This is a genomic window from Cohnella soli (assembly GCF_042655525.1).
GTDB classification, from domain to species: Bacteria; Bacillota; Bacilli; order Paenibacillales; family Paenibacillaceae; genus Cohnella; species Cohnella soli.
This window is the reverse complement of record NZ_JBHSMI010000025.1, coordinates 108,555-131,776: the sequence shown is the minus strand read 5'-3', so window position 1 is coordinate 131,776 and position 23,222 is coordinate 108,555. Positions and strand designations below refer to the sequence as shown.

The window sequence follows — 23,222 nt, the reverse complement described above, 5'->3', positions numbered from 1 at the left end:
GTTTAGAGGCAGCCGGGCGGATCTCCGCCCCGGCTGCCTTTTGCGCGTTCGCGCGCTTATTGCCGCCATACGGAACTTCCGGTAAACTTGTAAGAAGAGTATCGGTTAACGAAGGAGACCACCATGAACGCCGCAACGTTAAGGTTAGTGCTCGACCAAATCGCCGAAATGTTTCCTGACGCGAGATGCGAGCTGAATCACCGCAATCCGTTCGAGTTGACGATAGCGGTGTTGCTGTCCGCGCAGTGCACGGACGAGACCGTCAACAAAGTGACGGCCACGCTGTTCGACAAGTATCGGGAACCCCAAGATTATTTGAACGTTCCATTGGAAGAACTCGAGAACGATATTCGCAGAATCGGCCTGTTCCGCAATAAAGCGGCGAACATTCAGAAGCTGTGCCGGCTTGTCATCGATAAGTATGGCGGAGAAATTCCTCGCAAGCACGAGCAATTGACCGAATTGCCCGGTGTCGGCCGGAAGACGGCCAATGTCGTCGTCTCCAACGCGTTCGACGTGCCTGCAATTGCCGTCGATACGCATGTTGAGCGCGTATCCAAGCGGCTCGGCGTCTGCAAGCCCGACGATTCTGTGCTTGAGGTCGAGAAGAAGCTGATGAAGAAAGTGCCAAGAGACGAATGGACGATCACCCATCATCGGCTGATCTTCTTCGGGCGGTATCATTGCAAAGCGCAAAATCCGCGCTGTGAAGTGTGTCCGATCATCGAGCATTGCAAGGAAGGCAAATCCCGCATGAAGGCGGCATTGAAGAAAAGGAGCAACACGAAGTGAGCCATACCGAGTCTCTCGCACCAGAAGCGAAATTGCCATTATCCAATGAACTTGTTTCTTGCATGAACGCGTTAACCACCATGTCCGCCCGAACGCTAGAGCACGGGGACCCCATACAGGCGGACAAATTTGCCGAGCTGTCCGCGAAGCTTGCAGGAGGGAAGCTGACCGTCGCGTTCTGCGGACACTTCTCTGCCGGTAAGTCAACGCTCGTCAACGCGATATGCGGCGCACAACTGCTGCCGTCGTCGCCTATCCCGACCAGTGCGAACGTTGTGACCGTATCGAACGGAGAACCATCGGCCAGCACCGTATTTAAAGACGCCGCAGGCCATATAGGCGATCCGCGCGACATCGCCGTCGAAGATTTGCACCGGTACGCAGCTGACGGGGAAGGCGTTACATCGATCCGAGTAACGTATCCGATTCCGCTGCTGGGAGACCGGATGGCGATCGTCGATACGCCGGGAGTCGACTCGACGGACGGCGCGCATCGCGCCGCGACGGAATCGGCGCTTCACCTGGCGGATGTTGTTTTTTTCGTTACGGACTACAACCACGTGCAATCCGAAGTGAACTTCCGCTTCATGCGCAGCCTGGCACGGTGGGGCAAACCGACGTATTTGATCGTGAACATGATCGATAAGCACCAGGAAGAGCAATTGTCTTTCGCGGCGTTCCGCGACAGCTTAAGCCAGGCGCTAGCCAATTGGGACATCGCGCCTGCAGGTACGTTATTCCTCTCGCTCAGGGAGCCGAGCCATCCGCTATCCCAGTGGGATGAGCTGCTGCGTCTGATGAAGGATCTGCAGCCGCTCGCGACTCCGCTTATGCTTGCAAGCGCGACTCGATCGGCGAGACATCTGGCCGAGCAATTCCGGGAGACGCTCCATGAGCAGCATTCGGGCGAGCGAGACCGCTGGTTGGAGCTGCTCGGGGACGACGGAGAGCTTGAAGCGCGAGCTGCGCTTCGTGTGAAGCTGGAGGGCGAGCTGTCGGAGACGGTCGAAGCGGAAGATATGCGCCGTAACCGGCTGCGTACAGAGCTTGATAAGCTGCTAGGCAGCGCGAATTTGACACCGGCGGAGACGCGCGAGAAAGCTCGGGAAACACTCGCCGCGATGCAGCCGGGCTTTAAGGTCGGCTGGCTGGGAGGCGCTGCGAAGACGGAAGCGGAGCGGACGGCCAGACTGGAGCGACTCGCCGACGATTTCAACCGTCAGGTAGAAGCGAACGTGACGGGTCATGTGAAGGAACTGCTCCGGAAAGCGGCTGTCGACGGAGGAAGCGTCTTGGCGGGCGAAGAACTGGAAGCTTCGCTGGACGCTTTATTCCGGCCTGTCACGGCGGAATGGCTGAAGGCGCTCGTGAAACCGGGCGCGAGCGCCGACGGGCAAGTGACGTTGAACTATTCGGCGGAAATCAGCGCCGAGTTGAAGGCGATCTATCGCAAAGCAGCCGTCTCATGGGCGGAAGAAGCGGCGAAGGGCGATGAGGCCGAACGGACAGCAAATGCTGAGAGACTGAAAGGCGAGCTTGCTAAGCTTACCGAGCGGGATCGTGCGGCGGATGAGCTGGAGAAGCTTGAAGCGGAGGAGCGCGGCGAAGAAAGCCGGCTTCTCGCGTTGCTGCCAGGCGCAGCCGAAGCAGGTGGCCTCTTGGCGCTGCCGAAGGTAGGCGCGGTAACGTCGGAGGCGCTTGCGGCAGCTGAAGCGACGGCCTCTGCCTTGGCCGGGCATGAGAGCGGTGACACGGCACGCACGACGAAGGCCGTAGATACTGCGCCAAGCGAAGACCATGAAATGTCTGCAGGTGAGAATTCGGAGTCTCCGGCGAAAGCGGCTGGCGCTCCGGCAGGAGCGGCAGAGAAGCTGGCGCAAGCAGCGGAACTGTTGACTGGCGTTCCTGCACTGCGCACGATCGCGGACGGTTTGCGGGCGAAAGCGGAGCGCTTTCGCAATCGGAGCTTTACGATCGCGCTTTTTGGCGCCTTTAGCGCAGGGAAGTCGTCGTTCGCCAATGCGCTCGTCGGAGCGCCGGCGCTGCCTGTGTCGCCGAATCCAACGACGGCGACGATCAATCGGATCGTTGCGCCGACGACCGATTATCCAGACGGAACTGCAATCGTGACGATGAAGACGCCGGAGGCGTTCGCGGACGACGTCCGCCACTCTCTGAAGCGGATCGGCATCGGCAAGGAAAAGCTCGAAGCGGCTGGCGACGATGTGAAGCGGCTGCTCGCGCTGAAGAACGCCGTCTCCGCAGGCGATCTGCACCCTAGGGGCAGACCGCATCTGGCGTTCCTGCACGCGGCGGAAGAAGGCTGGGCCGCCTACGGCTCGAAGCTCGGCGAGAAGCTTGTCGTCGGACGCGATGATTACCGTCGCTTCGCGGCGGAAGAACAAGCCTCTTGTTTCGTCGCAGACATTGACCTGCACGTCGATTCACCGTTGACGCGAAGCGGAGCCGTTCTCGTAGATACGCCGGGGGCGGATTCGATCAACGCCCGTCATACCGGCGTTGCATTCCAGTACATTAAGAACGCGGACGCCGTTCTGTTCGTGACGTATTACAACCATGCGTTCACTGAGGCGGACAGGGAGTTTCTGAACCAGCTCGGCAGCGTCAAAGACGTGTTCGAGCTTGATAAAATGTTTTTCGTCATTAATGCAGCGGACTTGGCGACTTCGGAAGCTGAGTTAAACGATGTGAAAGATCATGTGTCCGGCCAGTTGCTCAAGCACGGTATCCGCAAGCCGAGATTGTTCGCCGTATCGAGCCGCGACGGCTTGACTGCTAAGCTGGCGCGCAGCTCTGAGCAACTCGAATCTTCTGGCATTGCGGCGTTCGAGGCGGCATTTAAGTCGTTCTCCCATTTGGAGCTTGGCGGGTTGGCGCTTGCTTCGGCAAATAAAGAGCTGGAACGCGTCGACAAGCTGCTCGAAGGCTGGCTGCAGTCTGCGAACGAGGATGCGGCGACGCGGGAAGCGAAAGCCCGCAAGTTGGCGCAACAGGCGGAGAAGTGGCGCGTAGAAGGGGTCAAAGCAGTGCCTCCTGCCGCCGCTCAGCCGCTTGAACAAGAGATCGGCGAGCAGCTTTATCATTTGCGCCAGCGGTTGAAGTTCCGGTTTAAGGAGCATTTCCAGCTCGCGTTCCATCCGTCCGTGCTGCAAGACGATGGCAGGGACCTGAAAAAGCTGCTACAAGCGTGCGGAGACGATCTGAAGCGCTCGCTTGGAGAAGATTTACTGCAGGAGCTGAGAGCGGCAGGATTGCGTCTGGAAGGCACGACACATAAGCTTGCGGTGCAAGCACTCGACGCGTTACCGGGGTTAGCCGACATGGCCGGAGAGGGCTTCCAGCCGGAGACGCCGGAGAAAGCGTCGCTCGAGCTTCCGTTGCCGGAGCCGTTCTCGCGCGGTCCATCGCTGGATGCGAAGATGCTGTGGGCGTCGTTCCGCTCTCCGAAACATTTCTTCGAGAAAGAGGGAGCGACGGCGCTTCGCGAACAACTGAACGGCATGCTGTTCGACGCGCTGGACGAACAACTTGACACCCTCCGCGAAAGCTGGAACGCGGAAGCGGGCCAAGCGCTTCGTCAAGCGGTCGAATCGACGGCGGCTGCCTGGTCTGACCAGTTATCGGCGTTTGCGCTCAGCGTGAGTGAGTCGCTGCTTCGACCAGGCGAAGAAACAATATTGTCGAATTTGCGAGACCGTTGGCGGAACATTATCCAATAAGCAACGAAATCGGCTTTCTCCCTTCGTTCCGGCGATAGGAGGAGGCCTTTTCTTGCGTTGGCTTTCTTTTCCTTGGTTTTCCGGCTCAATAGCGGCATATTTGGTATGATTTGCGACGATTTACGAGAATACGGGTGCATGACGCCGCTGAATGGCAACGTTCCCGTACGAAGCGCAAATACCAACGTATACCGTTGTTGAAGGTCCCATGGGATTAAGCTACACTGCCCGAAGATAGATGAGAGGAGAGAGCCATACTTGCACATCTTCAAAGAGTTAAAAGGCTATTATTGGCAAGACAAAGGATTTCTTTGGGGCTCAGTCGGAGGGCTGGCGATCGCGACGGCATTAGGACTCGTGTATCCGCTTCTGCTCAAGACGCTCATCGACGACGTCATCGTTCCGGGCGAATATTCGGGCGTGCTCCGATTGTCGCTCATGGCTGTCGGCATCATTATTCTGAAAGCAGGTTTCCAGTACGTGCATGGCTTTAGCGGAGGAAGGCTCGGCAACCGGATGGCGTATAGACTGAGAAACGGATGTTACGAGAAGCTCCAGCAATTATCTTTCTCGTACTACGACAAAGCGCGGACGGGCGATCTCATGTCCCGTTTGACGGCGGACATCGAAGGTATCCGGATGTTTATCGGCTTCGGCGTCGCGCAGTTGTTGAACACAGGGTTGCTGCTTGTTTTCGGTTTCTCTATGATGTTCGCGATCGATTGGAAGCTGACGCTGCTGGCGTTCGCGATGCTGCCGGTTCTCGGATTCGTAGCGATCCGCTTCGAACAAAGCATTCATCCGGTATTCCGATCGATCCGCTCTGCTGTCGGCCGGCTGACCGTACGGGTGCAAGAGAACGTGACGGGCGTGCGCACGGTCAAGTCGTTCGCAAGAGAACCGTTCGAGATCGACCGCTTTGTTAAAGAGAACGTTGACTACCGCGACAACCACGTGGAATTGGCCGGTGTCTGGGCGAAATACTTCCCGATGATGGAATTTATCGCGAACCTAAGCGTGGCGGCATTGCTGCTCGTCGGAGGCTGGCGAGTCATTAACGGCACTTTATCGCTCGGCGATTTGATTGCGCTTTCGGGCATGCTCGGCATGATCGTCGCGCCGCTCTGGACGCTCGGATTCCAGATCAACGGTTACACGCAGTCCAAAGCATCGGGAGAAAGGCTGCTCGAGCTTTTGAATCAACCCATTGCGGTAAAAAATGCAGGCCACTCACTCGTCCTGGATGACGAAGTCGTGAAAGGCCATGTGAGATACGAAGACGTCAGCTTCCGTTATGCGAACCGCGACGATCTGCCTTCCGCGCTGCTCGGCTTTGAGCTTGATGCTCCGGCTGGATCCGTTATCGGTCTTCTCGGCGGAACGGGGTCCGGCAAAACGTCGACGGTCGGCTTGCTGCTGCGGGCTTACGATGTCGGCGAAGGGGCGATTAGGCTTGATGGCGTCGATATTCGGCACATCGAGCTGGAAAGTTTGCGCCGCCAGATCGGCGTCGTTTTCCAGGAATCGTTCCTATTCTCGACGACGATCCGGGAAAACATTTGTTATGGATTTCCGGATGCGACAGAAGAACAAATCTACGAGGCAGCTCGGCTTGCCCAAGCGGACGGTTTCATTCGCGAGTTTCCGCTCGGTTACGAGACGATCGTCGGGGAACGGGGCATGGGCCTGTCGGGCGGTCAGAAGCAACGGATCGCCATCGCCCGTGCGCTGCTCGCAAAACCGAAAATTCTTATTCTCGACGACGCGACAAGCGCGCTCGACATGGAGACGGAACAGGAAATTCAGTCTGCGATTCGCAAAGTGATGGAAGGGCGAACCGTATTCATTATCGCGCATCGGATCTCGACGCTGCGTCATGCGGATGAAATCATCGTGCTCGACAAAGGACGCACGATCCAACGAGGCACACATGACAAACTCGTTCGTCAGCCTGGCCTGTATCGGGAAACGTATCGCATTCAGTTCGCGGATCGTCCGGAGGAGCTGGATCAGGAAACCGCGGCGGGCGATGAAAGGCGGGTGACGGGATGAGCCGCAAATTCGTTTATCAGGACGACGAACTGATCGAGAAGCCGTTTAACTGGAAACAAGTCGGCAGATTGTTTTCTTTCGTCGCCCCTTATAAGGCTTCCGTCGTACGAGTCGTCTCCATTATGCTCGTATTCGGCATGCTGTCGCGTCTGGCAATCCCTTACCTGATGAGCGTCGCGATCGATAAGGCGATTTTCCCGAAAGATGGCAACGGAAACTTCAGCATGCTAGCGTGGCTCGTCGTCGCGATGCTTGTACTGTATGGCACAAGATGGTGGGCGCAAAGATATACGATTGCAGAGACGAACGTTATCGGGCAGAAAGTCATTTTCGATCTAAGGGCAGCGCTGTTTAAGCACATTCAATCGCTATCGTTCCGCTTCTTCGACAAGCGTCCAGCCGGTTCGGTGCTTGTCCGGGTTACGAACGACGTCAACTCCTTGCAAGATTTGTTCACGAACGGCGTCGTCAACTCCGCCATCGATATCGTGCAACTGATTGGGATAACCATTATTCTGATCGTGCTCCAACCGAGTCTGGGGCTTGCCATAATAATTACTGTGCCGCTTATGTTTATCGTGTCAACGTCGCTTCGCAAAAAAATCCGGATGGCCTGGCAAGTCGTACGGATCAAGCAGTCGCGCATTAACGCACACTTGAATGAAAGCATTCAAGGGATTCGCGTGACGCAGGCGTTCGCCCAGGAAAAAGAAAATATCGGTTTCTTCGATCGGATGAACGCAAGTAACATCCGCTCGTGGAACACCGCATCGGCACTAAACCAACTGTTCGGTCCGGTCATCGAAGTAACGTCGGCCATCGGCACGATGATTCTGCTTCTATACGGCACCCATTTGATCCAGAGCGGAGCGATGACGGTCGGCGTCTTGTTCGCCTTTATCACTTATGTCGGCAGTTTCTGGGAGCCGATTACGCGTCTAGGCAACATGTATTCGCAACTGCTCATCTCCATGTCTTCTGCGGAGCGTATTTTCGAGTTTATCGACGAGAAGCCTGCTGTGCCGGAGAAAGAAAACCCGGTCGCATTAACGCAGCTCAGAGGGGATGTTCGACTCGATAGCGTGTCGTTCGGTTATGAGAAAGATCGCCTTGCGCTGAAAGGCATCGATCTCGACATCAAGGCAGGGACGTCGGTTGCGCTTGTCGGCCATACCGGCTCGGGCAAGAGTACGATCGTTAACTTGATCTGCCGATTCTACGATACGACGGAAGGGCGCGTATTACTGGACGGTATAGACGTCAAGGACGTTTCGATCGCAGCCTTGCGTTCGCAGATCGGCATTGTGCTGCAAGATACGTTTATTTTCTCCGGAACGATCCGCGATAACATTCGTTACGGCCGTCCGGATGCAAGCAACGCGGAAGTGGAAGCGGCAGCGCGCTCCGTCCGGGCGCACGATTTCATCGTCGACTTGCCGAACGGTTACGATACGGAAGTCGAGGAGCGAGGCAACGCGCTTTCCGTCGGGCAGCGACAACTGATCAGCTTCGCGCGTGCACTGCTTGCCGATCCGCGGATCCTCGTGCTTGACGAAGCGACAGCGAGCATTGATACGGAGACAGAGCTTCGCATCCAAGACGCATTGGCGACGTTGCTTCACGGACGAACATCGTTTATCGTAGCCCACCGATTGTCGACCATTCGCCATGCCGATATGATCGTCGTGCTCGATCACGGCGAGATCGTCGAGATCGGCAACCATGAGCAATTGATGAAACGTCCCGGCCACTATCGGAATTTGGTCGATGCGCAATATCGCTTTTTATCCGCCTAAATCCGACTTTACTGCAACCGCCCTTATCGGCCATTCGCCGGGGGGCGGTTTTTGCTTGAGGACGGATTTGTAAAATGTCGCCGGAACCGTTATCGTGGATAGAAATAGCAAAATGCGGCGAACGAATGTTTTCGTCGCGGCAACGCATAGGGGAGGCTGAAGATGAGACGATCCAAATGGCTTTGGCCGGCGCTTGGCTGGTCGACGCTCGCGTGTTTGTTGCTTATGTTGACCGGTTTCGGCTGGGCTCTTAAAGACTCATGGATGCCGAACGGCGGAATTGCTCTTCCGGAGGCGTCGGAGCCTGAGAAGGCGACCGGGGGCGATTGGGGCGGCAAAAAGGAATTGTTCGTGACCGCGCTCGGCGACTCTCTGACGAAAGGAACGGGAGACGCAACGGGAGCGGGTTATGTCGATCGTGTCATCGAACGGCTGGCTAAAGCGATGGACAAGCCCGTTTATCTCGTCAACAACTTGGCGATCAACGGCTTGCGTGCAGACCAGATGACGGATAGATTGGCGGAAAAAGGTTTTGCGACTGCTGTCGGAAAGGCGGACATCGTGCTGCTGACCATCGGCGGCAACGACTTATTCCAGGTAGCGCAAGCCGGCGGTTCGCTCGTAGAAGGCGGCGATCTGTCCCCGCAATTGCTGCTGGATCGGCTGCCGGGCTTAGAGCCCCGTCTAAAAGCGGTCATCCGTAAAATTCGCGAGTTGAACCCGAATGCGCGAATCGTCTATGTCGGGCTTTATAATGCGTTTTACGACTTGCCGCAAATGCGCGGAGCGAACGGCGTCGTGGCTGAGTGGAACGACTATGCGTTCGAATTGGCGAAGACGGACGGAAACGCGACGGTGGTGCCTACATACGATATGTTCGAGTTCGACGTCAAGAAGTATTTGTCTTCCGATCATTTTCACCCGAACGAACTCGGTTATTCGCGCATTGCGGACCGTGTCGTTCAGGCGTTGCAATAACTGCGGGAGGGGCGACGTATATGACAACGACAAAACAAGATGAAGTCGTGCTCTCGGTGCGCGGGCTGAAGAAAACGATCGGACGCAAGCCGATTATTCATGGGGTTTCTTTCGACGTGAAAGCGGGAGAAATTTTCGGTTTCCTTGGGCCGAACGGATCGGGAAAAACGACGACAATCCGTATGCTTGCGGGCCTCATCAAGCCGACGGAAGGCGAAGTGCTCGTCTGCGGCGATAACGTCGGCAAGCACCCGGAGAAGGCGCTTGCCCATGTCGGTTGTATCGTTGAAAATCCGGAAATGTATGGATTTATGACCGGATGGGAGAATCTCGAACATTTTGCGCGTATGCAGAGCGGCATCACGGCCGACCGGATCACCGAAGTCGTCGACATCGTCGGCATGGACAAGCGCATTCACGACAAAGTGAAGACCTACTCTCTTGGCATGCGGCAACGGCTCGGCATCGCGCAAGCGCTGCTCGGCAAGCCGAAGCTGCTTATTCTCGACGAACCGACGAACGGGCTCGATCCGCTCGGTATTAAGGAGCTTCGCGAATTTATACGTAATCTTGCCGACGGCGGAATGAGCCTGTTTATCTCGAGCCATTTGCTAAGCGAAATTCAGCTGATGTGCGATCGGGTGGCGATCATTGCCAGAGGCTCTGTCATCGCGGTCGGCGACGTGGACGAGCTCGTCTCGCAGGCGGGAACGTATACGGTGTGGCAAGTCGACCGTCCGGATGAAGCGAGAGCGATGTTGGCAACGGCTGACGCTAACGCATCGCCGGTCACTGTCGTCCCGGATGAGGGGCATCGCATCGACGAATCGATTTTGTCCACGTTGCATCGTCCGATTGTGACCATCATGGATGATGATAGGGTGCCCGGTTGGGTGAACCGTTTCGTGTCGGCAGGTATCGCCGTCCGGTCCGTTCAGCGTGTTGCACCGTCTCTGGAAGAACTATTTTTGAAGCTGACGGAGGGGGAGCGCATTGGCTAATCTGCTTGCGTTAATCGAGAACGAAACGATTAAAGTGTGGAAGAAGAAAAGGTTCGCTGTTGTGGTACTGATCCTGCTCATTCTTATCCCCGTATTCGTCTACGCGCAGATGAAGATCGCGCAGAATACGGCCAAGAAGTATAATACAGACTGGCGGGCCGAACTGCAAAGCCGAATTACGGACAACACGAACGCGCTCAGCAGCGAACGCATTCCTGAAGAGTGGAAAAAATGGCGCAAGGCGCTCGTCCAGCAACTGCAATATTATCTCGATCACGATATTAATCCACAAACACCGAACGCAGTCACTTTCACCCGATCGTTCATGGATAACGCGGTTTCGTTGTTTATTCCGCTGATGGTGCTTGCCGTTGCGTCGGACCTTGTATCGTCGGAGCGCTCGACGGGGACGATCAAAATGTTGCTCACGCGCCCTGTTCGGCGATGGCGCATTTTATTTTCCAAGCTGGCTACCCTGATGTTATATGTGTCATTGATCGTTATTGCGACGGTCGCCCTTAGTTACTTGATCTCGGGGATGGCGTTTGGTTACCGTGGCTGGGGAGAACCGGTGTTTGTCGGATTCCGGGTCAACGGCGCGGATGTCGATACGGCGAACGTTCATGCGGTCAGTCAAGGCGTCTACTTGCTCATGCAGGCGGGACTAGTCTGGTTCTCGGCCATCGTCGTCGCGATCATTGCTCTTATGGTAAGCGTATTAGTGCGCAGCACGGCGGCTAGCTTCGTGACAATGATGGCCACCATTATAGCGGGCACGATTCTTGCAAACATGGCTTCATCGTGGAAGACAGCCAAATATTTATTTAACGTCAACCTCGAAATTTCATCTTATTTGCGAGGCACGCCGCCCCCGGTGGAAGGAATGACACTCGGATTTTCTCTTGCTGTTCTAGGGATTTGGGGCATTGCTTCGCTAGTTGTGTCGTTCGCTGTCTTTACGAAGCAAGACATCTTGAATTAGAATAACGGAAGTGCGTTCGATTCGACGGGCGCGAGAGAAGAGCAAGGAGGTCCACAGGTGACCGATCAAATCGATCTGTTTACGGAAAGCGCGGCAACGGTCGGCAGCGAATATAGCGCTGACGATATTCAAATACTCGAAGGCTTGACCGCCGTGCGCAAAAGACCGGGCATGTACATCGGCAGTACGACGACGGCGGGTTTACACCATTTGCTGTGGGAAATCGTCGATAACGCGGTCGATGAGCATCTGGCGAAATATTGCTCCCGCATCGATGTAACCATCAACAAGGATAATTCGGTGACGGTTACCGACAACGGACGGGGCATTCCGACCGGCATGCACAAGAGCGGAATCCCGACGCCTCAGGTCGTGTATACGATCTTGCATGCGGGCGGCAAATTCGGCGGCGGCGGATACAAGAAATCCGGCGGCTTGCACGGCGTAGGCGCATCGGTTACGAATGCGCTGTCCGAGTGGCTGGAAGTTGAAATCTACCGCGACGGCAAAATACATAAGATGAGATTCGAGACCTGGGTTGACGGCGCGGGTGTCGAACGTGTCGGCGAACCGGTTACCGGCCTTGAAGTGACGGGTACGACTAACCGAACAGGAACGAAGGTGACGTTTAAGCCGGATCCGAAAGTATTTCACGGCAACGTCAGCATGAACTACGATACTGTCTCCGAGCGTCTACAGGAAATTGCGTTCCTGAACTCCGGCCTCAAAGTAAACGTCAAGGACGAGCGCAGCGGTAAAGCCGAAACTTTTCATTACGAAGGCGGCGCGAGCCAGTTCGTGCAGTTTTTGAACGAGGAGAAATCCGTGTTACACGACGTCATTCATTTTGCGGCGGAGAAAGACGAGATTGAAGTTGAAGTGGCGCTGCAATATAACGACGGTTATACGGAAACGCTTGCGTCGTTCGTCAACTCCATTCCGACGCGGGGCGGCGGTACGCACGAGACGGGCTTTAAGACGGCATATACGCGGGTCATGAACGAATACGCTCGCAAGACGGGCCAGCTCAAGGAAAAAGAAAAGAACCTCGAAGGCAACGACCTGCGCGAGGGAATGATGGCCGTCATCAACATCAAGATGGCGGAAGTGGAATTCGTCGGGCAGACGAAAGACCAACTCGGCAGCGCTTCGGCACGCAGTGCGGTAGATGCGGTTGTGACGGACAAAATGACCGTTTTCCTCGAAGAAAACCCGCAAGTCGGCCAGTTGCTCATTAAGAAGTCGATCCAGGCGTCCAAAGCCCGCGAAGCGGCGCGCAAGGCTCGTGAAGAAATTCGCAGCGGCAAGAAACGGAGCGAAAGTCCGAGTCTTGGCGGCAAACTGACGCCAGCGCAGTCGAAGGACAGTTCGCGTAACGAATTGTTTATCGTGGAAGGCGATTCCGCGGGCGGTTCGGCTAAGCAAGGGCGCGATTCCAAGTATCAGGCGATCTTGCCTTTGAAGGGCAAGCCGATGAATCCGGAGAAGGCGAAACTTGCCGATATTCTGAAGAATGAGGAGTACAAGGCGATTGTAAGCGCGATCGGAGCCGGTATCGGCTCGGAATTCGAAGTCGAGGAATGCAATTATTCCAAAATCGTCATCATGACCGATGCAGATACGGACGGTGCGCACATACAAGTGCTTCTGCTGACGTTTTTCTATCGGTATATGAAGCCGCTCATCGACGCGGGCAAAGTGTTCATCGCCCAGCCTCCGCTTTACAAGTTAACGCGAAAGTCCGGCAAGCTCGAGACGGTGCGTTACGCGTGGACGGACGATCAGCTCGCCGCTTACATGAAGGAGTTCGGCAAAAACGCCGAGCTGCAGCGTTACAAAGGGCTTGGAGAGATGAATCCTGAGCAATTGTGGGAGACGACGATGAATTACGAGACGCGCACGTTCCTGCAAGTGCAGATTGAAGACGCCGCGAAGGCGGAGCGCCGCGTGTCGACGCTGATGGGCGACAAAATCGACCCGCGCAAGCGCTGGATTATCGAGAACGTCGATTTTACGGAGATCGAAGAGTAAGCGCGGCGCCGTCCGGGTCAGTTGACCGGATGGTTAGGCGCATGTTGATAGGAGGCTAGGCGCTTGAGCCTACTGGAACAGTTTCTACCCGCATTCCTCGAAGAGGTCGTTGGCGACCGTTTCGGGCGTTATTCCAAATACATCATTCAAGACCGTGCCATCCCCGACGTTCGCGACGGCTTAAAGCCGGTGCAGCGGCGTATTCTGTATGCAATGTACGATTCCAGCAACACGCCGGACAAGCCGTACCGCAAGTCGGCGAAGACGGTCGGCGACGTTATGGGCAACTACCATCCGCACGGCGATTCGTCGATCTACGAAGGTATGGTCCGTATGGCACAGCCATGGAAAATGGCGCATCCGCTCGTTGATGGCCACGGCAACTGGGGTTCGATGGATGACGATCCGCCGGCGGCCATGCGTTACACGGAAGCTCGTTTATCGACGATCGCCATGGAACTGCTGCGCGATATCGAGAAACGGACTGTACAGTTTAAAGATAATTTCGACAATACCGCGAAGGAGCCAGTCGTGCTTCCGGCGCGGTATCCGAATCTGCTTGTGAACGGTGTATCGGGCATTTCGGCCGGTTTTGCGACGGAAATTCCGACGCATAACTTGCGCGAGATCATCGATGCTTGTATCGCGTTGATGAGCAAACCGGAGCTTACCGTCCCCGAATTGATGGAAATCGTTCGCGGACCCGATTTTCCGACCGGCGGCACCATTATGGGCGGAGACGGCATCCGGGAAGCTTACGAGACCGGTAAAGGCAAAATCTATGTCCGTTCCAAAACGGCGATCGAGGATTTGAAGGGCGGCAAGCAGCAAATCGTCATTACCGAAATCCCGTACCAGGTCGTAAAGGCCAAACTCGTGAATGCAATCGACAATCTTCGGATGGAGAAAAAAGTCGAGGGTATCGCCGAGGTAAGAGACGAGAGCGGACGTAACGGCTTGCGCATCGTCGTAGAGCTCAAGAAGGAAGCGGACGCTGAAGGTATTTTGGCCTTTTTGCTGAAAAAAACCGACCTGCAAACCGCATACAACTTCAACATGGTCGCGATCGTCAACAAGGCGCCGCGCCAGCTTGGCATCAAATCGATTCTCGAAGCGTACGTCGACCATCAGAAGGAAGTTGTCACGAATCGTACGCAGTACGATCTCGAGAAGGCGGAAGATCGCGCTCATGTGCTAGAAGGACTTGTCAAAGCGCTTAATCTGCTTGACCAAGTCATAGAGACGATCAAGGCATCCAAAAACCGCCAAGACGCACAAAACAATCTCGTGGCGAAGTTTGGGTTTTCCGAAAGACAGGCCGACGCGATTTTGACATTGCAATTGTACAGGCTGACGAACCTTGAGATTACGTCGCTCGAGAAGGAGCACGCAGACGCGCTGAAGAAAATCGCGCTATATCGTTCGATTCTCGATAATCCGAAGAAACTGCTCGGTGTAATCAAGGACGAATTGACGGAGATTCGCGACAAATACGGCATCGACCGCCGCTCAGTTATTCAAGGCGAAGTCGAAGAAATTAAAGTGAATCTTGAAGTAACCGTTCCGGCCGAAGACGTGCTTGTGACGTTAAGCCGCGAAGGTTACGTGAAGCGGACGAGTTTGCTGTCGTTCACGCGCTCCGGCGGGGAGTTGGGAAGTGCTGGCGTGAAAGAGGGCGATGTCATTCGGTGGAGCATGGGGCTGAATACGCTTGAGTCATTGCTACTGTTCACGCAGAAAGGCTATTATTACATGCTGCCGGTACACCAGATTCCGGAGTTTAAGTGGAAGGATACCGGAACGGCTATCGTAAATGTGTTGCCTCTCGCCAAGGAAGATCGTCTTGTCGGCATTGTACCAGTTAAAGGCGCAGATTTTACGGCGCCGGAAGGCGGTAGTTCGGTCGAGGGAGATGGCGGGACGACACTCGTATTCGTTACCCGGCGTGGTCAAGTGAAGCGTACGTCTCTTGTCGATTATGCGACGAACCGAAGCACGGCGATCGCCGCTTGCAAAGTTGCAGACGGAGACGAGATCGTCTCTGTGTTCCGCAGCGAGACGCCGGAGGATTTATTGCTTGTTACGGAGCAAGGGATGAGCATTCGCTTTAATCTTGGCGAAGTGAGCCTGCAAGGGCGTGTCGCCGGCGGCGTTCGGGGTATCACATTAAAAGACGGCGATTTGGTTGCCGGGGCGATGCCGGTCGCGGGAGACGAAGGGGAAGTGCTCGTCTTGTCCGATTACGGTTACGCCAAACGCTCCTTGTTGCTCGATTATCCGCAGCAAGGACGCGGAGGTAAAGGTATCCAGACGTTCGAATTCAAAGAAGGCAAATGGGTGCGTCCGAATGGTACACGCCTAATCGCCGCTTTCCACGTGAAAGAGGCTGCGACATTGCTGACTCTTACGACGAGCGGCGCCGTGTCGGAGTTCGTCTCCGAACAAGCGCCCGTAGACGATCGTAGATCGCCGGGCAAACTGATGACGGTCGTCGATCGCAGCGATTTGCTGTCGGAAGCTTTCCGCAAGCCGTTGCTGCAACAATAGCGTTAAGTACAGTTGTCCTAAATGCGCGAGAAGCGCCCTCGGTTGCCGCAAGTTCGGCTCTCGGGGGGCGCTTCTTTTTTGCCAATATCCCGTTCGTTCAGGAGGGGGGGGGCGTCATCGGCATCTCGTTCGTTTTGAAGGGGAAGTGACCCTCTTTTGTCGATATCCCATTTACTCAGGAGACATACTTCCCTTTAATCGTAAGGCCCGCTACTCGGGTCCGTTCGATCGATCCATCTAAGCAAAATATCCAACACGACCCACAGAGGCACCGGTTCGGTAAGTCGGTCCAGCAACTGAGGATCTTCTATTAATCCGGCGTCTTGCGCCATTTGGCCGATCACTTTAATTTTTTGATCTGCTTGGGACATGAGCAATTCCCTCCCGGCTGCGCGCGATTCTCCGCGATCGCCCATCTTTCGTGACCATTATATGTCGGGCGTTGTCGGCACGTTCATCATCGTGCAGATTCATGTCGCAAATCTTTAATTGCATTAAACTATCTTTCGACATAGGGCCTGAGTATAATAAAAGAGAAGGCAATGTTCGGGAGGAAAGGGGCGTTCCTAGTGGATAACGCTGCGGAATTTGTGAAAAGCTGGACGAAGCTCACGAAAGAGTTGAACGAGCGGATGGAGGCGGAATTGGCCCCCCAGTTAACGGTAGGCCAACTGGAAGTACTCGAGTTGCTGCAAATTCACGAGCCGATGAAACCTTCCGATTTGCTCCCGCATCTAGAGACGTCTCCTGCGGCGATTACGACTCTGCTTGACCGTATGGAGCGGGCGGGGCTCGTGGAGAGAAATCGCGACGAAGCCGATCGCCGCATCGTCTGGGTAACGATGACACCGCTCGGGCGCTCGGAAGTCGAACGCGGCGTTGCGGTAAGAAGCGCCATTGTGAACAGATCGCTGGAGCAAATCTCAAGTCACAATAGACAATTGCTTGTCTATCTGCTCAGCAAAGTAGCAGGGACGAGGGAGCAGCCTGCTGTGTTGGCAGGAGACAAAAAAGCTGCAGCATCCGGCGCCGAACAAGATGGCGCAGACATTGCGGAACAAAACGCCCAATCTACCGCAAGCTAAATATACATAAAGAACGCCCCGTCAGGTCAAATCTGATGGGGCGTTGCTAATTCTGGCGGGGTTCTCCGCCCAATCACCCTGCTTTTGGTCGAAGCTTGAGCAGGTGAGCGTTAATGCCGCTGAGCATTTTCTTCATGTTGATATAGTCGGCGTTCGTCAGCGTCGGGTCGCTCCGGCTTGCAAGGGCGCGGGCCAGAGGGACGATGGTGTAATAGCGCTTTTTGTTTTTCGAAATGATGTGCACCCATGTCGGTTCGGTCGTGACGTTTTTCCATGATGTCTCATATGTGCCGTCCGGATGAAGAGTTTTGACGAACGTGACGCCGAAAATTAAGCCGACGTCTTTCCAACTGCCTGTCTGATTCGAAATGAAGTTGCCCATGGAGTAGATCACGAGTCCGTGATGAGGCATGCCGTCAATGCTTTTCTCGACGGGAATGTCGATGATATCGTAAGGCTGGACAACGTGCGGGTGCGAGCCAAGAATAAGATCGGCTCCCGCCGCAACCAGTTCGCGGACGAGCGTCGTTTGTGCTTCGTTTGGAAGCCGTTGATATTCTATGCCGAAATGCAGGCTGACGGCGACGACGTCGGCTCCGGCTTCCTTCAGTTCGGCGATATCAGCTTTGATGTGGCTTAGCTCGATCAAATTGACGGCGAACTTTTTGTCCTGAGGGACAGGGATACCGTTCGTACCGTACGTGTAAGCGGCAAAACCTAGCCGAATACCGTTGCGTTCCTCAATGACGAGGCGTTGCTGATCTTCCGCAGTAGCGGAAGTACCAAACGGCACAAGGCCAGTTTTGCGGACGTTGGCGAGCGTACGCGTCACGCCGGGAAAGCCGCGGTCCATCGCATGATTGTTGGCGGTGGACACGAGTTGTACGCCGGCGCCCTTCAGCGCGGCTGCAAGTTCGTAAGGCGCGTTAAACCGGGGATAGCCGGTGTATTTGAGATCTTTGCCCGCAATCGGCGTCTCGAGATTGGCGACGACCCAGTCGCCCCCCGCGAAAATCGGTTTCACTTGCGTGAACCAAGCGGAGAAATCGTATTTACCGGTTTTCGCATGATAATAACCCGGCAATTGCGGGGAATGCGCCATGACGTCGCCGATCGCGATAAGCCTGGCTTCCATAACGGATGGTCCATCATGAGATGGCGGCGGAGTCATCGACGCCGTCTCTGCATTGTCTGCAGGCGTAGTGGACGTGCCTCCAGCGGAACTTGTTGCGGACGGGTGGGAGGCAGCGGGCGAACGAACGCCTTCGCCGGAACAGGCCGTCAGCGCGCACGCCGACAGCCCGATTGCAATAGCCAATACCGAACTTCTGATCAATACATTCCTCTCCTCGGAACGAACGGGTTTAATTGCCGCTTTCCCAACGACCGTAGATGCCGCAAGGAAGCGTCATGCCGCTTCTCGTTATCGGCAGCCCGATTTCGCCGCAATCGAGGGTGCCGCCGAATTTTCTGCGGAACGACAGGTTAAGCAAGTTGCTCAACACGGTAGGCGATAAACCGGTCGTATAAGAGTTGACGAGAACGAAAAGCGGTTTATCCGACAATATCGCCATACACGATTCGAGGAACGGGAACAAATTTTCTTCGAGTTTCCACATTTCTCCGTTAGGGCCGCGGCCGTAAGACGGAGGATCCATAATGATCGCTTCGTATTGGCGCCCTCTGCGTTCTTCGCGCTGAACGAACTTGAATACGTCGTCGGTAATGTAACGAATCGGGGCGGAACTAAGGCCGGACAGCTCCGCGTTCTCTTTCGCCCATTGTACCATCCCTTTCGCGGCGTCGACGTGGCACACTTCCGCTCCGGCCGATGCTGAGGCGACGGTCGCGCCGCCTGTATATGCGAACAGATTCAGGACACGGATCGGACGGTTCGCTTCACGGATTTTGTTCATCATCCAGCTCCAGTTTACCGCTTGCTCCGGGAATAGCCCAGTATGTTTGAAATTAGTCGGTTTAATATGGAATTTAAGCGGACCGTAAGAGATATTCCACCGCTCGGGCAGCGCGCGTTTGTACGTCCATTGGCCGCCGCCGCTGCTGCTTCTGTAATAATGTCCGTCGGCTTGCTTCCACTCTGCATTCTCATTGCGAAGAGGCCATATGATTTGCGGATCGGGCCTGCGCAAAATAACGTCGCCCCAGCGTTCCAGTTTCTCGCCGTTACCGGTGTCAATCAATTCGTAGTCTTGCCAGTCTTTTGCCATCTGCATTGTCGTCTATACTTCCTTTGTCTGTAGTCTGTCAGCTGCTGTTTGTTCAGCCCGAAACTGGCGTCGCAGCTTCCTCGCAGCCGTTGTTCGGGCAAAACCGGTATCCGAACCCTCGAACCGTCTGCACCCATTGGGGCCGAGCAGGGTCGGCCTCCAGTTTTTTGCGTAAATTACTGATATGAACCATAAGCGTGCGAGTATCGCCCATACTGTCGGATTGCCATACTCGGCGGTATAGTTCCTCCAGCGGAAACACGCGGAAAGGCTGGCGCGCTAACACGCACAGCAGTTCGAATTCTTTGGCGGACAACGGTACGACGCCGCTGTCGAGCCTCACTTCGAGCCTACGGAGATCGATCTCGAGCCCCGGAAACTGCAAGGAGCCCGCAGCGTCTTCGGCCGAACGCTCACGCGTTCTCCGCCGGCGTAAATGCGCCTGAATTCTCGCCACGAGCTGGCTCGGGCTGAAAGGCTTCGTAATGTAATCGTCGCCGCCTTCGGACAAGCCGCGAATAATGTCGCGGTCTTCCGACTTGCAGCTAAGGAAGACGATCGGAACGTCGGCGCAAGCGCCTTGCCTGAGTGTGCGGCACAACTCGATGCCGTCCATTTTGCCGATCGATACGTCAAGGACGATCAGGTCGGGGATGAGGGTGTCGGCGATTCGCAACGCCTCGACCCCATTATCGGAAGTGTAGACGGCGAAACCTTCTTTTTCTAAGTAAAGGGAAATGAGCTCTGTAATCTCTCGTTCATCGTCGACGACGAGAATAGAAGCTTCGGGACTCTTCATTGTAATCCTCCCGCTCGGAAGTTGTCGATGCCTTATTATAACGAAAGCGTTGACGTGTAAGCAATGCGCCGTTACAATGACGTTCGAATACTATCGCCCGGCAGAGGTCGCGCGATGGAGCATATGTACGGGGAGGGGCGCTTGTGGGCCCTGTTGGCGAGGCTTTTCACAGTGATCGGAAATCTTACTTTCGCAATCGAATACGAGCATTGATCGGACTGGCGGCTGTCGCGATGTTGTTGCTATTCTTATCCGGCTGCGCGGTCTCGCAAGAGTCCGACAAGGCGATCCCTGAAGCGTCGAACGGCGTCATCGACTTGACGGGATGGTCATGGGAGAAAGACGGCATCGTGCCGCTTGACGGAGTTTGGCGCTTCCAATGGACGCCGGGGCGGTCTGGGTCGAGCGGAACCGGCGTCAAGAATGCCATGGTCGAGACGACGATTCGCGTACCGGGAACATGGGGGACATCTGAGACCGGAAACGGTGTAAGAATTGAAGACCAAGGCTACGGCATTTATCAATTAACGATCAAACACGCGCCGCATATCGGCCTGCTAGCGCTTCGCGTACCGAACGTCTCAACCGCTTACGAACTTCGTGTTGATGGCAAGGTCGTCGCGACGCGAGGAGTGACGGGGATGTCGGCGGCGGACAGTGTTCCGTACCAGCAGCCTGCGATCGTTTTCTTCGATGGCGACGATGACACGACGGAGTTGACGTTAAGCGTCGCCAACTACGATCATAGGCGCGGCGGTATTCGGACGGCGATTGTGGTTGGCGACTACGCGCACATTGAGAAGCAGAGAACAATGCAGGCGGCTCAGGAACTGATCGTGCTTGGGTGCTTACTGATGATCGGTTTTTATCATTTCGGTCTGTTCGTCATGCGGCGCAAAGAAAAAGCGAATCTCATGTTTGCGCTGTTGTGCTTATTCGTTAGCTTGAGGATGGGAGTCATTGGGGAAGGCTATCTTGTGCAATGGATCGATCCGCTTGATTGGGCGGGCGCTATTCGTGTTGAATACGTAGCGTTCGTTATGGCGGGGTGGTCGGGTTTCGGTTTCTTCAGGACGGTGTACCCGTACGAGATCAAAAGATACGGGCATACATTGTCGACAGGCATAGCGACTGTACTTATCGCGGTGTTGTTCGTCGTCAAACCGTTAACTTTCACCTCTTGGATACTCGTCTACCAATTGTACATTTTGTTTTTCAGCAGTATCGTACTGGTCGCGCTCGTATTCTCGGCAAGGAAATGCAGGGAAGGTGCCTGGCTGTCGCTTGTCGGCGTCGCGGGTCTTGTGCTGACGATCGTCAACGATATGCTGTTCTACAGCGGCTGGTGGCGTTCCGTCGACCTGCTGCCGTTCGGTTTGCTGTTTCTGATCATTCTGAATTCGTTTATCATGTCCAAACGGTCTTCATCGACTTTCGAGGAGGCGGAACGGATGTCCAGGCAGTTGAAGGAATGGAACAATTCGCTGGAGGAGAAAATCGAAGGAAGAACAGCGGAGCTGCAACGTTCTTACGCGACGCTGGAGGAAGCGAAACGGGAACTGGAGCGGGTGGAACAATCACGTACGCAGCTTGTCAGCAACATTTCACATGATTTACGCACTCCGATAACGCTGCTCAGAGGTTATCTCGAGGCGCTCAAAGACAATGTTATATCCGACCCGGTCAAAAGAGACCATACGATCCGTTCGATGCTGGCAAAAGTGGAAGGGCTGAACGCGCTCATTCAGGACTTATTCGACTTGTCAGTGCTAGAAGCCCGTAAAGTGGAGCTGACACTCGAATATATCCCGTTGTCAGAGTGGATGCAGCGATTAACGGAGCAGTACAGCTTGGAGATGCAGGAAAAAGGGATCGGCTTCGCAAGTGTGATTGACGTCCAGGGTTGCCCCGGAGCAAAAGTGCTTGTCGACATCCGACGGATGGATCGCGTGTTCGCCAATATCGTGTACAATGCCATTCGCCATACACCGCAAGGGGGCCTTATCCGCGTTGCCATGCAGACGTTTGCGGACCGTTCTGAGATGGAAGTGTCCGTATCCGACAGCGGCGGCGGTATTGATCCTGACGATTTGCCTTTTATTTTCGACCGATTCTACAAGAAAGACAAGTCGCGCCATTCTTCTTCCGGTGGCAGCGGACTAGGCTTGTCCATCGCGAAAGAAATCGTGGAATTGCACGGCGGAAGCATTTCTGCTTGCAATTTGCCGGGAGGAGGCAGCGAGTTCCGGATCGTCATGCCGCTATCCGCTTGATCGATAGACAGCGGCGACGAACGGGAGACACTAGGGCGTGTCTGTATACGCCGAGGGGAGCAAATTTACCCAAAACGAGTATTCAGACACGCCCTAACCGCGGGAGCCGGCGCGGTGCTGTTCCTGGCGAATGAGATCGCTGATGAGATGCAGTGATTTCTTTCTTTGGTCCTGGCTCATGTGTTGAATGAGCGAGAGAATTTCGTTCGACTCCGCAGAGGCGTCGTTGTCCGGTTTCGGCTTCGACGCGGCGCCCCCGATCATGTAATCGAGCGAAACGTCAAAGAACGATGCGAGTTTGATCAACGTCTCGTACACGGGTTGTCGATTGTTGATTTCGTAATGGCTGTACGCAGAACGCGTAATGCCGATATGCTTGGCGACTTCTTCTTGCGATATTTTGCGTCTTAGTCGAAGTTCGCGCAACCGTTCACCCATGCTCATAGAGATTAACTCCTTGACACTAGATAGAGGTTCCATACTTAATTTATGATACAATATGTATCGTGTCAAGTGGTTAAGGAAACGTTTTCTCAAGATTTCTTGAATTTGGAAACAAGTATTGCAAATGTTTGATACATAATGTATCTTTTTCTGGGGAGGTGATCGAATGAATGTCAATATTATGCGCGCGCAAATGACCCAGGACGAAGAGTCGGGTTATGTCGGCATCATCCTGTTCGAGGTGGAGGGCCATAAACAGCCTTATGAGGTCACGATCCAAAGCGACAATGGCCGCAACAATTGGAGTTATGCGCTGAACTTCGGGGCACAATCCGGCAGCGAGGAAGAAATTCAAGCGGTGGACGAGCAGTTGGAAGAAGACGATTCGTTTTTCGAGCAATTTGTCGTCGCTGCGAAAGCGGCAATGGCGTAAGCGTCAACGATCTTCGACAAGCTGAACGATATATAAGCAAA

The 23,222-nt window shown here is 54.9% G+C and carries 17 protein-coding genes; 12 read left to right on the top strand and 5 right to left on the bottom strand.

Annotated features, from left to right (window positions below):
• The first annotated feature begins 123 nt into the window (after positions 1-123).
• From nth to gyrA, 9 genes are all read left to right on the top strand, one after another.
• Complete coding sequence (gene nth, locus ACFPOF_RS13465; protein ID WP_378133406.1) at positions 124-792, top strand: endonuclease III; 669 nt, start codon at positions 124-126, stop codon at positions 790-792.
• Positions 789-4,532 (top strand): dynamin family protein, encoded by a 3,744-nt coding sequence (locus tag ACFPOF_RS13460; protein ID WP_378133404.1) that lies wholly within the window; start codon positions 789-791, stop codon positions 4,530-4,532. Before nth ends, ACFPOF_RS13460 begins: the two co-directional genes overlap by 4 nt.
• A 258-nt stretch (positions 4,533-4,790) precedes the next feature.
• Positions 4,791-6,584 (top strand): ABC transporter ATP-binding protein, encoded by a 1,794-nt coding sequence (locus ACFPOF_RS13455; protein WP_378133402.1) that lies wholly within the window; start codon positions 4,791-4,793, stop codon positions 6,582-6,584.
• Positions 6,581-8,380, top strand: coding sequence for an ABC transporter ATP-binding protein (locus tag ACFPOF_RS13450; RefSeq protein ID WP_378133401.1), 1,800 nt, complete (start codon positions 6,581-6,583; stop codon positions 8,378-8,380). The genes ACFPOF_RS13455 and ACFPOF_RS13450 overlap by 4 nt, the downstream gene beginning before the upstream one ends.
• Positions 8,381-8,542: 162 nt before the next feature.
• Positions 8,543-9,358, top strand: coding sequence for a GDSL-type esterase/lipase family protein (locus ACFPOF_RS13445; protein ID WP_378133399.1), 816 nt, complete (start codon positions 8,543-8,545; stop codon positions 9,356-9,358).
• Positions 9,359-9,378: 20 nt separating this feature from the next.
• Positions 9,379-10,359, top strand: a complete 981-nt coding sequence (locus tag ACFPOF_RS13440) for an ABC transporter ATP-binding protein (protein WP_378133397.1) — start codon at positions 9,379-9,381, stop codon at positions 10,357-10,359.
• A complete protein-coding gene (locus ACFPOF_RS13435; protein ID WP_378133395.1) occupies positions 10,352-11,341 on the top strand; it encodes an ABC transporter permease in 990 nt (329 codons plus the stop codon). The genes ACFPOF_RS13440 and ACFPOF_RS13435 overlap by 8 nt, the downstream gene beginning before the upstream one ends.
• Before the next feature lie 57 nt (positions 11,342-11,398).
• Complete coding sequence (gene parE, locus ACFPOF_RS13430) at positions 11,399-13,372, top strand: DNA topoisomerase IV subunit B (RefSeq protein ID WP_378133393.1); 1,974 nt, start codon at positions 11,399-11,401, stop codon at positions 13,370-13,372.
• A 63-nt stretch (positions 13,373-13,435) separates the two neighbouring features.
• Positions 13,436-15,919, top strand: a complete 2,484-nt coding sequence (gene gyrA / locus ACFPOF_RS13425) for a DNA gyrase subunit A (protein WP_378133391.1) — start codon at positions 13,436-13,438, stop codon at positions 15,917-15,919.
• Positions 15,920-16,113: 194 nt separating this feature from the next.
• On the opposite strand, the gene ACFPOF_RS13420 is transcribed toward gyrA, so the two are convergent.
• Positions 16,114-16,290 carry a hypothetical protein gene (locus ACFPOF_RS13420; protein ID WP_378133389.1) on the bottom strand — a complete coding sequence of 59 codons (177 nt, stop codon included), beginning with the start codon at positions 16,288-16,290 and terminating at the stop codon, positions 16,114-16,116.
• 198 nt (positions 16,291-16,488) lie between these two features.
• On the opposite strand from ACFPOF_RS13420, the gene ACFPOF_RS13415 reads away from it, so the two are divergent.
• Entirely contained in the window at positions 16,489-17,004 is a 516-nt protein-coding gene (locus tag ACFPOF_RS13415; RefSeq protein ID WP_378133387.1) for a MarR family winged helix-turn-helix transcriptional regulator, read from the top strand.
• A 73-nt stretch (positions 17,005-17,077) separates the two neighbouring features.
• Here the strand turns inward: ACFPOF_RS13415 and ACFPOF_RS13410 are convergent, their stop codons facing one another.
• Genes ACFPOF_RS13410 through ACFPOF_RS13400 form a run of 3 tightly spaced genes read right to left on the bottom strand, consistent with a single transcriptional unit; the run spans position 17,078 to position 20,031 of the window.
• Positions 17,078-18,340 (bottom strand): CapA family protein, encoded by a 1,263-nt coding sequence (locus ACFPOF_RS13410; protein WP_378133385.1) that lies wholly within the window; start codon positions 18,338-18,340, stop codon positions 17,078-17,080.
• A 28-nt stretch (positions 18,341-18,368) separates the two neighbouring features.
• Entirely contained in the window at positions 18,369-19,238 is an 870-nt protein-coding gene (locus tag ACFPOF_RS13405) for a class I SAM-dependent methyltransferase (RefSeq protein WP_378133383.1), read from the bottom strand.
• A gap of 46 nt (positions 19,239-19,284) precedes the next feature.
• Positions 19,285-20,031 (bottom strand): response regulator transcription factor, encoded by a 747-nt coding sequence (locus ACFPOF_RS13400; protein WP_378133381.1) that lies wholly within the window; start codon positions 20,029-20,031, stop codon positions 19,285-19,287.
• Between the two features lie 143 nt (positions 20,032-20,174).
• On the opposite strand from ACFPOF_RS13400, the gene ACFPOF_RS13395 reads away from it, so the two are divergent.
• Positions 20,175-22,304, top strand: coding sequence for a sensor histidine kinase (locus ACFPOF_RS13395; protein WP_378133379.1), 2,130 nt, complete (start codon positions 20,175-20,177; stop codon positions 22,302-22,304).
• Between the two features lie 93 nt (positions 22,305-22,397).
• Here the strand turns inward: ACFPOF_RS13395 and ACFPOF_RS13390 are convergent, their stop codons facing one another.
• Entirely contained in the window at positions 22,398-22,748 is a 351-nt protein-coding gene (locus ACFPOF_RS13390; RefSeq protein ID WP_378133377.1) for a helix-turn-helix domain-containing protein, read from the bottom strand.
• A 166-nt stretch (positions 22,749-22,914) separates the two neighbouring features.
• Here ACFPOF_RS13390 and ACFPOF_RS13385 point away from each other — a divergent pair, with 166 nt between their 5' ends.
• On the top strand, positions 22,915-23,181 hold the full coding sequence (locus ACFPOF_RS13385) for a hypothetical protein (protein ID WP_378133375.1): 267 nt from the start codon (positions 22,915-22,917) through the stop codon (positions 23,179-23,181).
• The last annotated feature ends 41 nt before the right edge of the window (positions 23,182-23,222 follow it).

Coding starts and splice junctions, on each gene's coding strand:
- nth (WP_378133406.1), top strand. CDS start 124: ATGAACGCCGCAACGTTAAGGTTAGTGCTCGACCAAATCGCCGAAATG.
- ACFPOF_RS13450 (WP_378133401.1), top strand. CDS start 6,581: ATGAGCCGCAAATTCGTTTATCAGGACGACGAACTGATCGAGAAGCCG.
- ACFPOF_RS13445 (WP_378133399.1), top strand. CDS start 8,543: ATGAGACGATCCAAATGGCTTTGGCCGGCGCTTGGCTGGTCGACGCTC.
- ACFPOF_RS13440 (WP_378133397.1), top strand. CDS start 9,379: ATGACAACGACAAAACAAGATGAAGTCGTGCTCTCGGTGCGCGGGCTG.
- ACFPOF_RS13420 (WP_378133389.1), bottom strand. CDS start 16,290: ATGTCCCAAGCAGATCAAAAAATTAAAGTGATCGGCCAAATGGCGCAA.
- ACFPOF_RS13405 (WP_378133383.1), bottom strand. CDS start 19,238: ATGCAGATGGCAAAAGACTGGCAAGACTACGAATTGATTGACACCGGT.
- ACFPOF_RS13400 (WP_378133381.1), bottom strand. CDS start 20,031: ATGAAGAGTCCCGAAGCTTCTATTCTCGTCGTCGACGATGAACGAGAG.
- ACFPOF_RS13390 (WP_378133377.1), bottom strand. CDS start 22,748: ATGAGCATGGGTGAACGGTTGCGCGAACTTCGACTAAGACGCAAAATA.
- ACFPOF_RS13385 (WP_378133375.1), top strand. CDS start 22,915: ATGAATGTCAATATTATGCGCGCGCAAATGACCCAGGACGAAGAGTCG.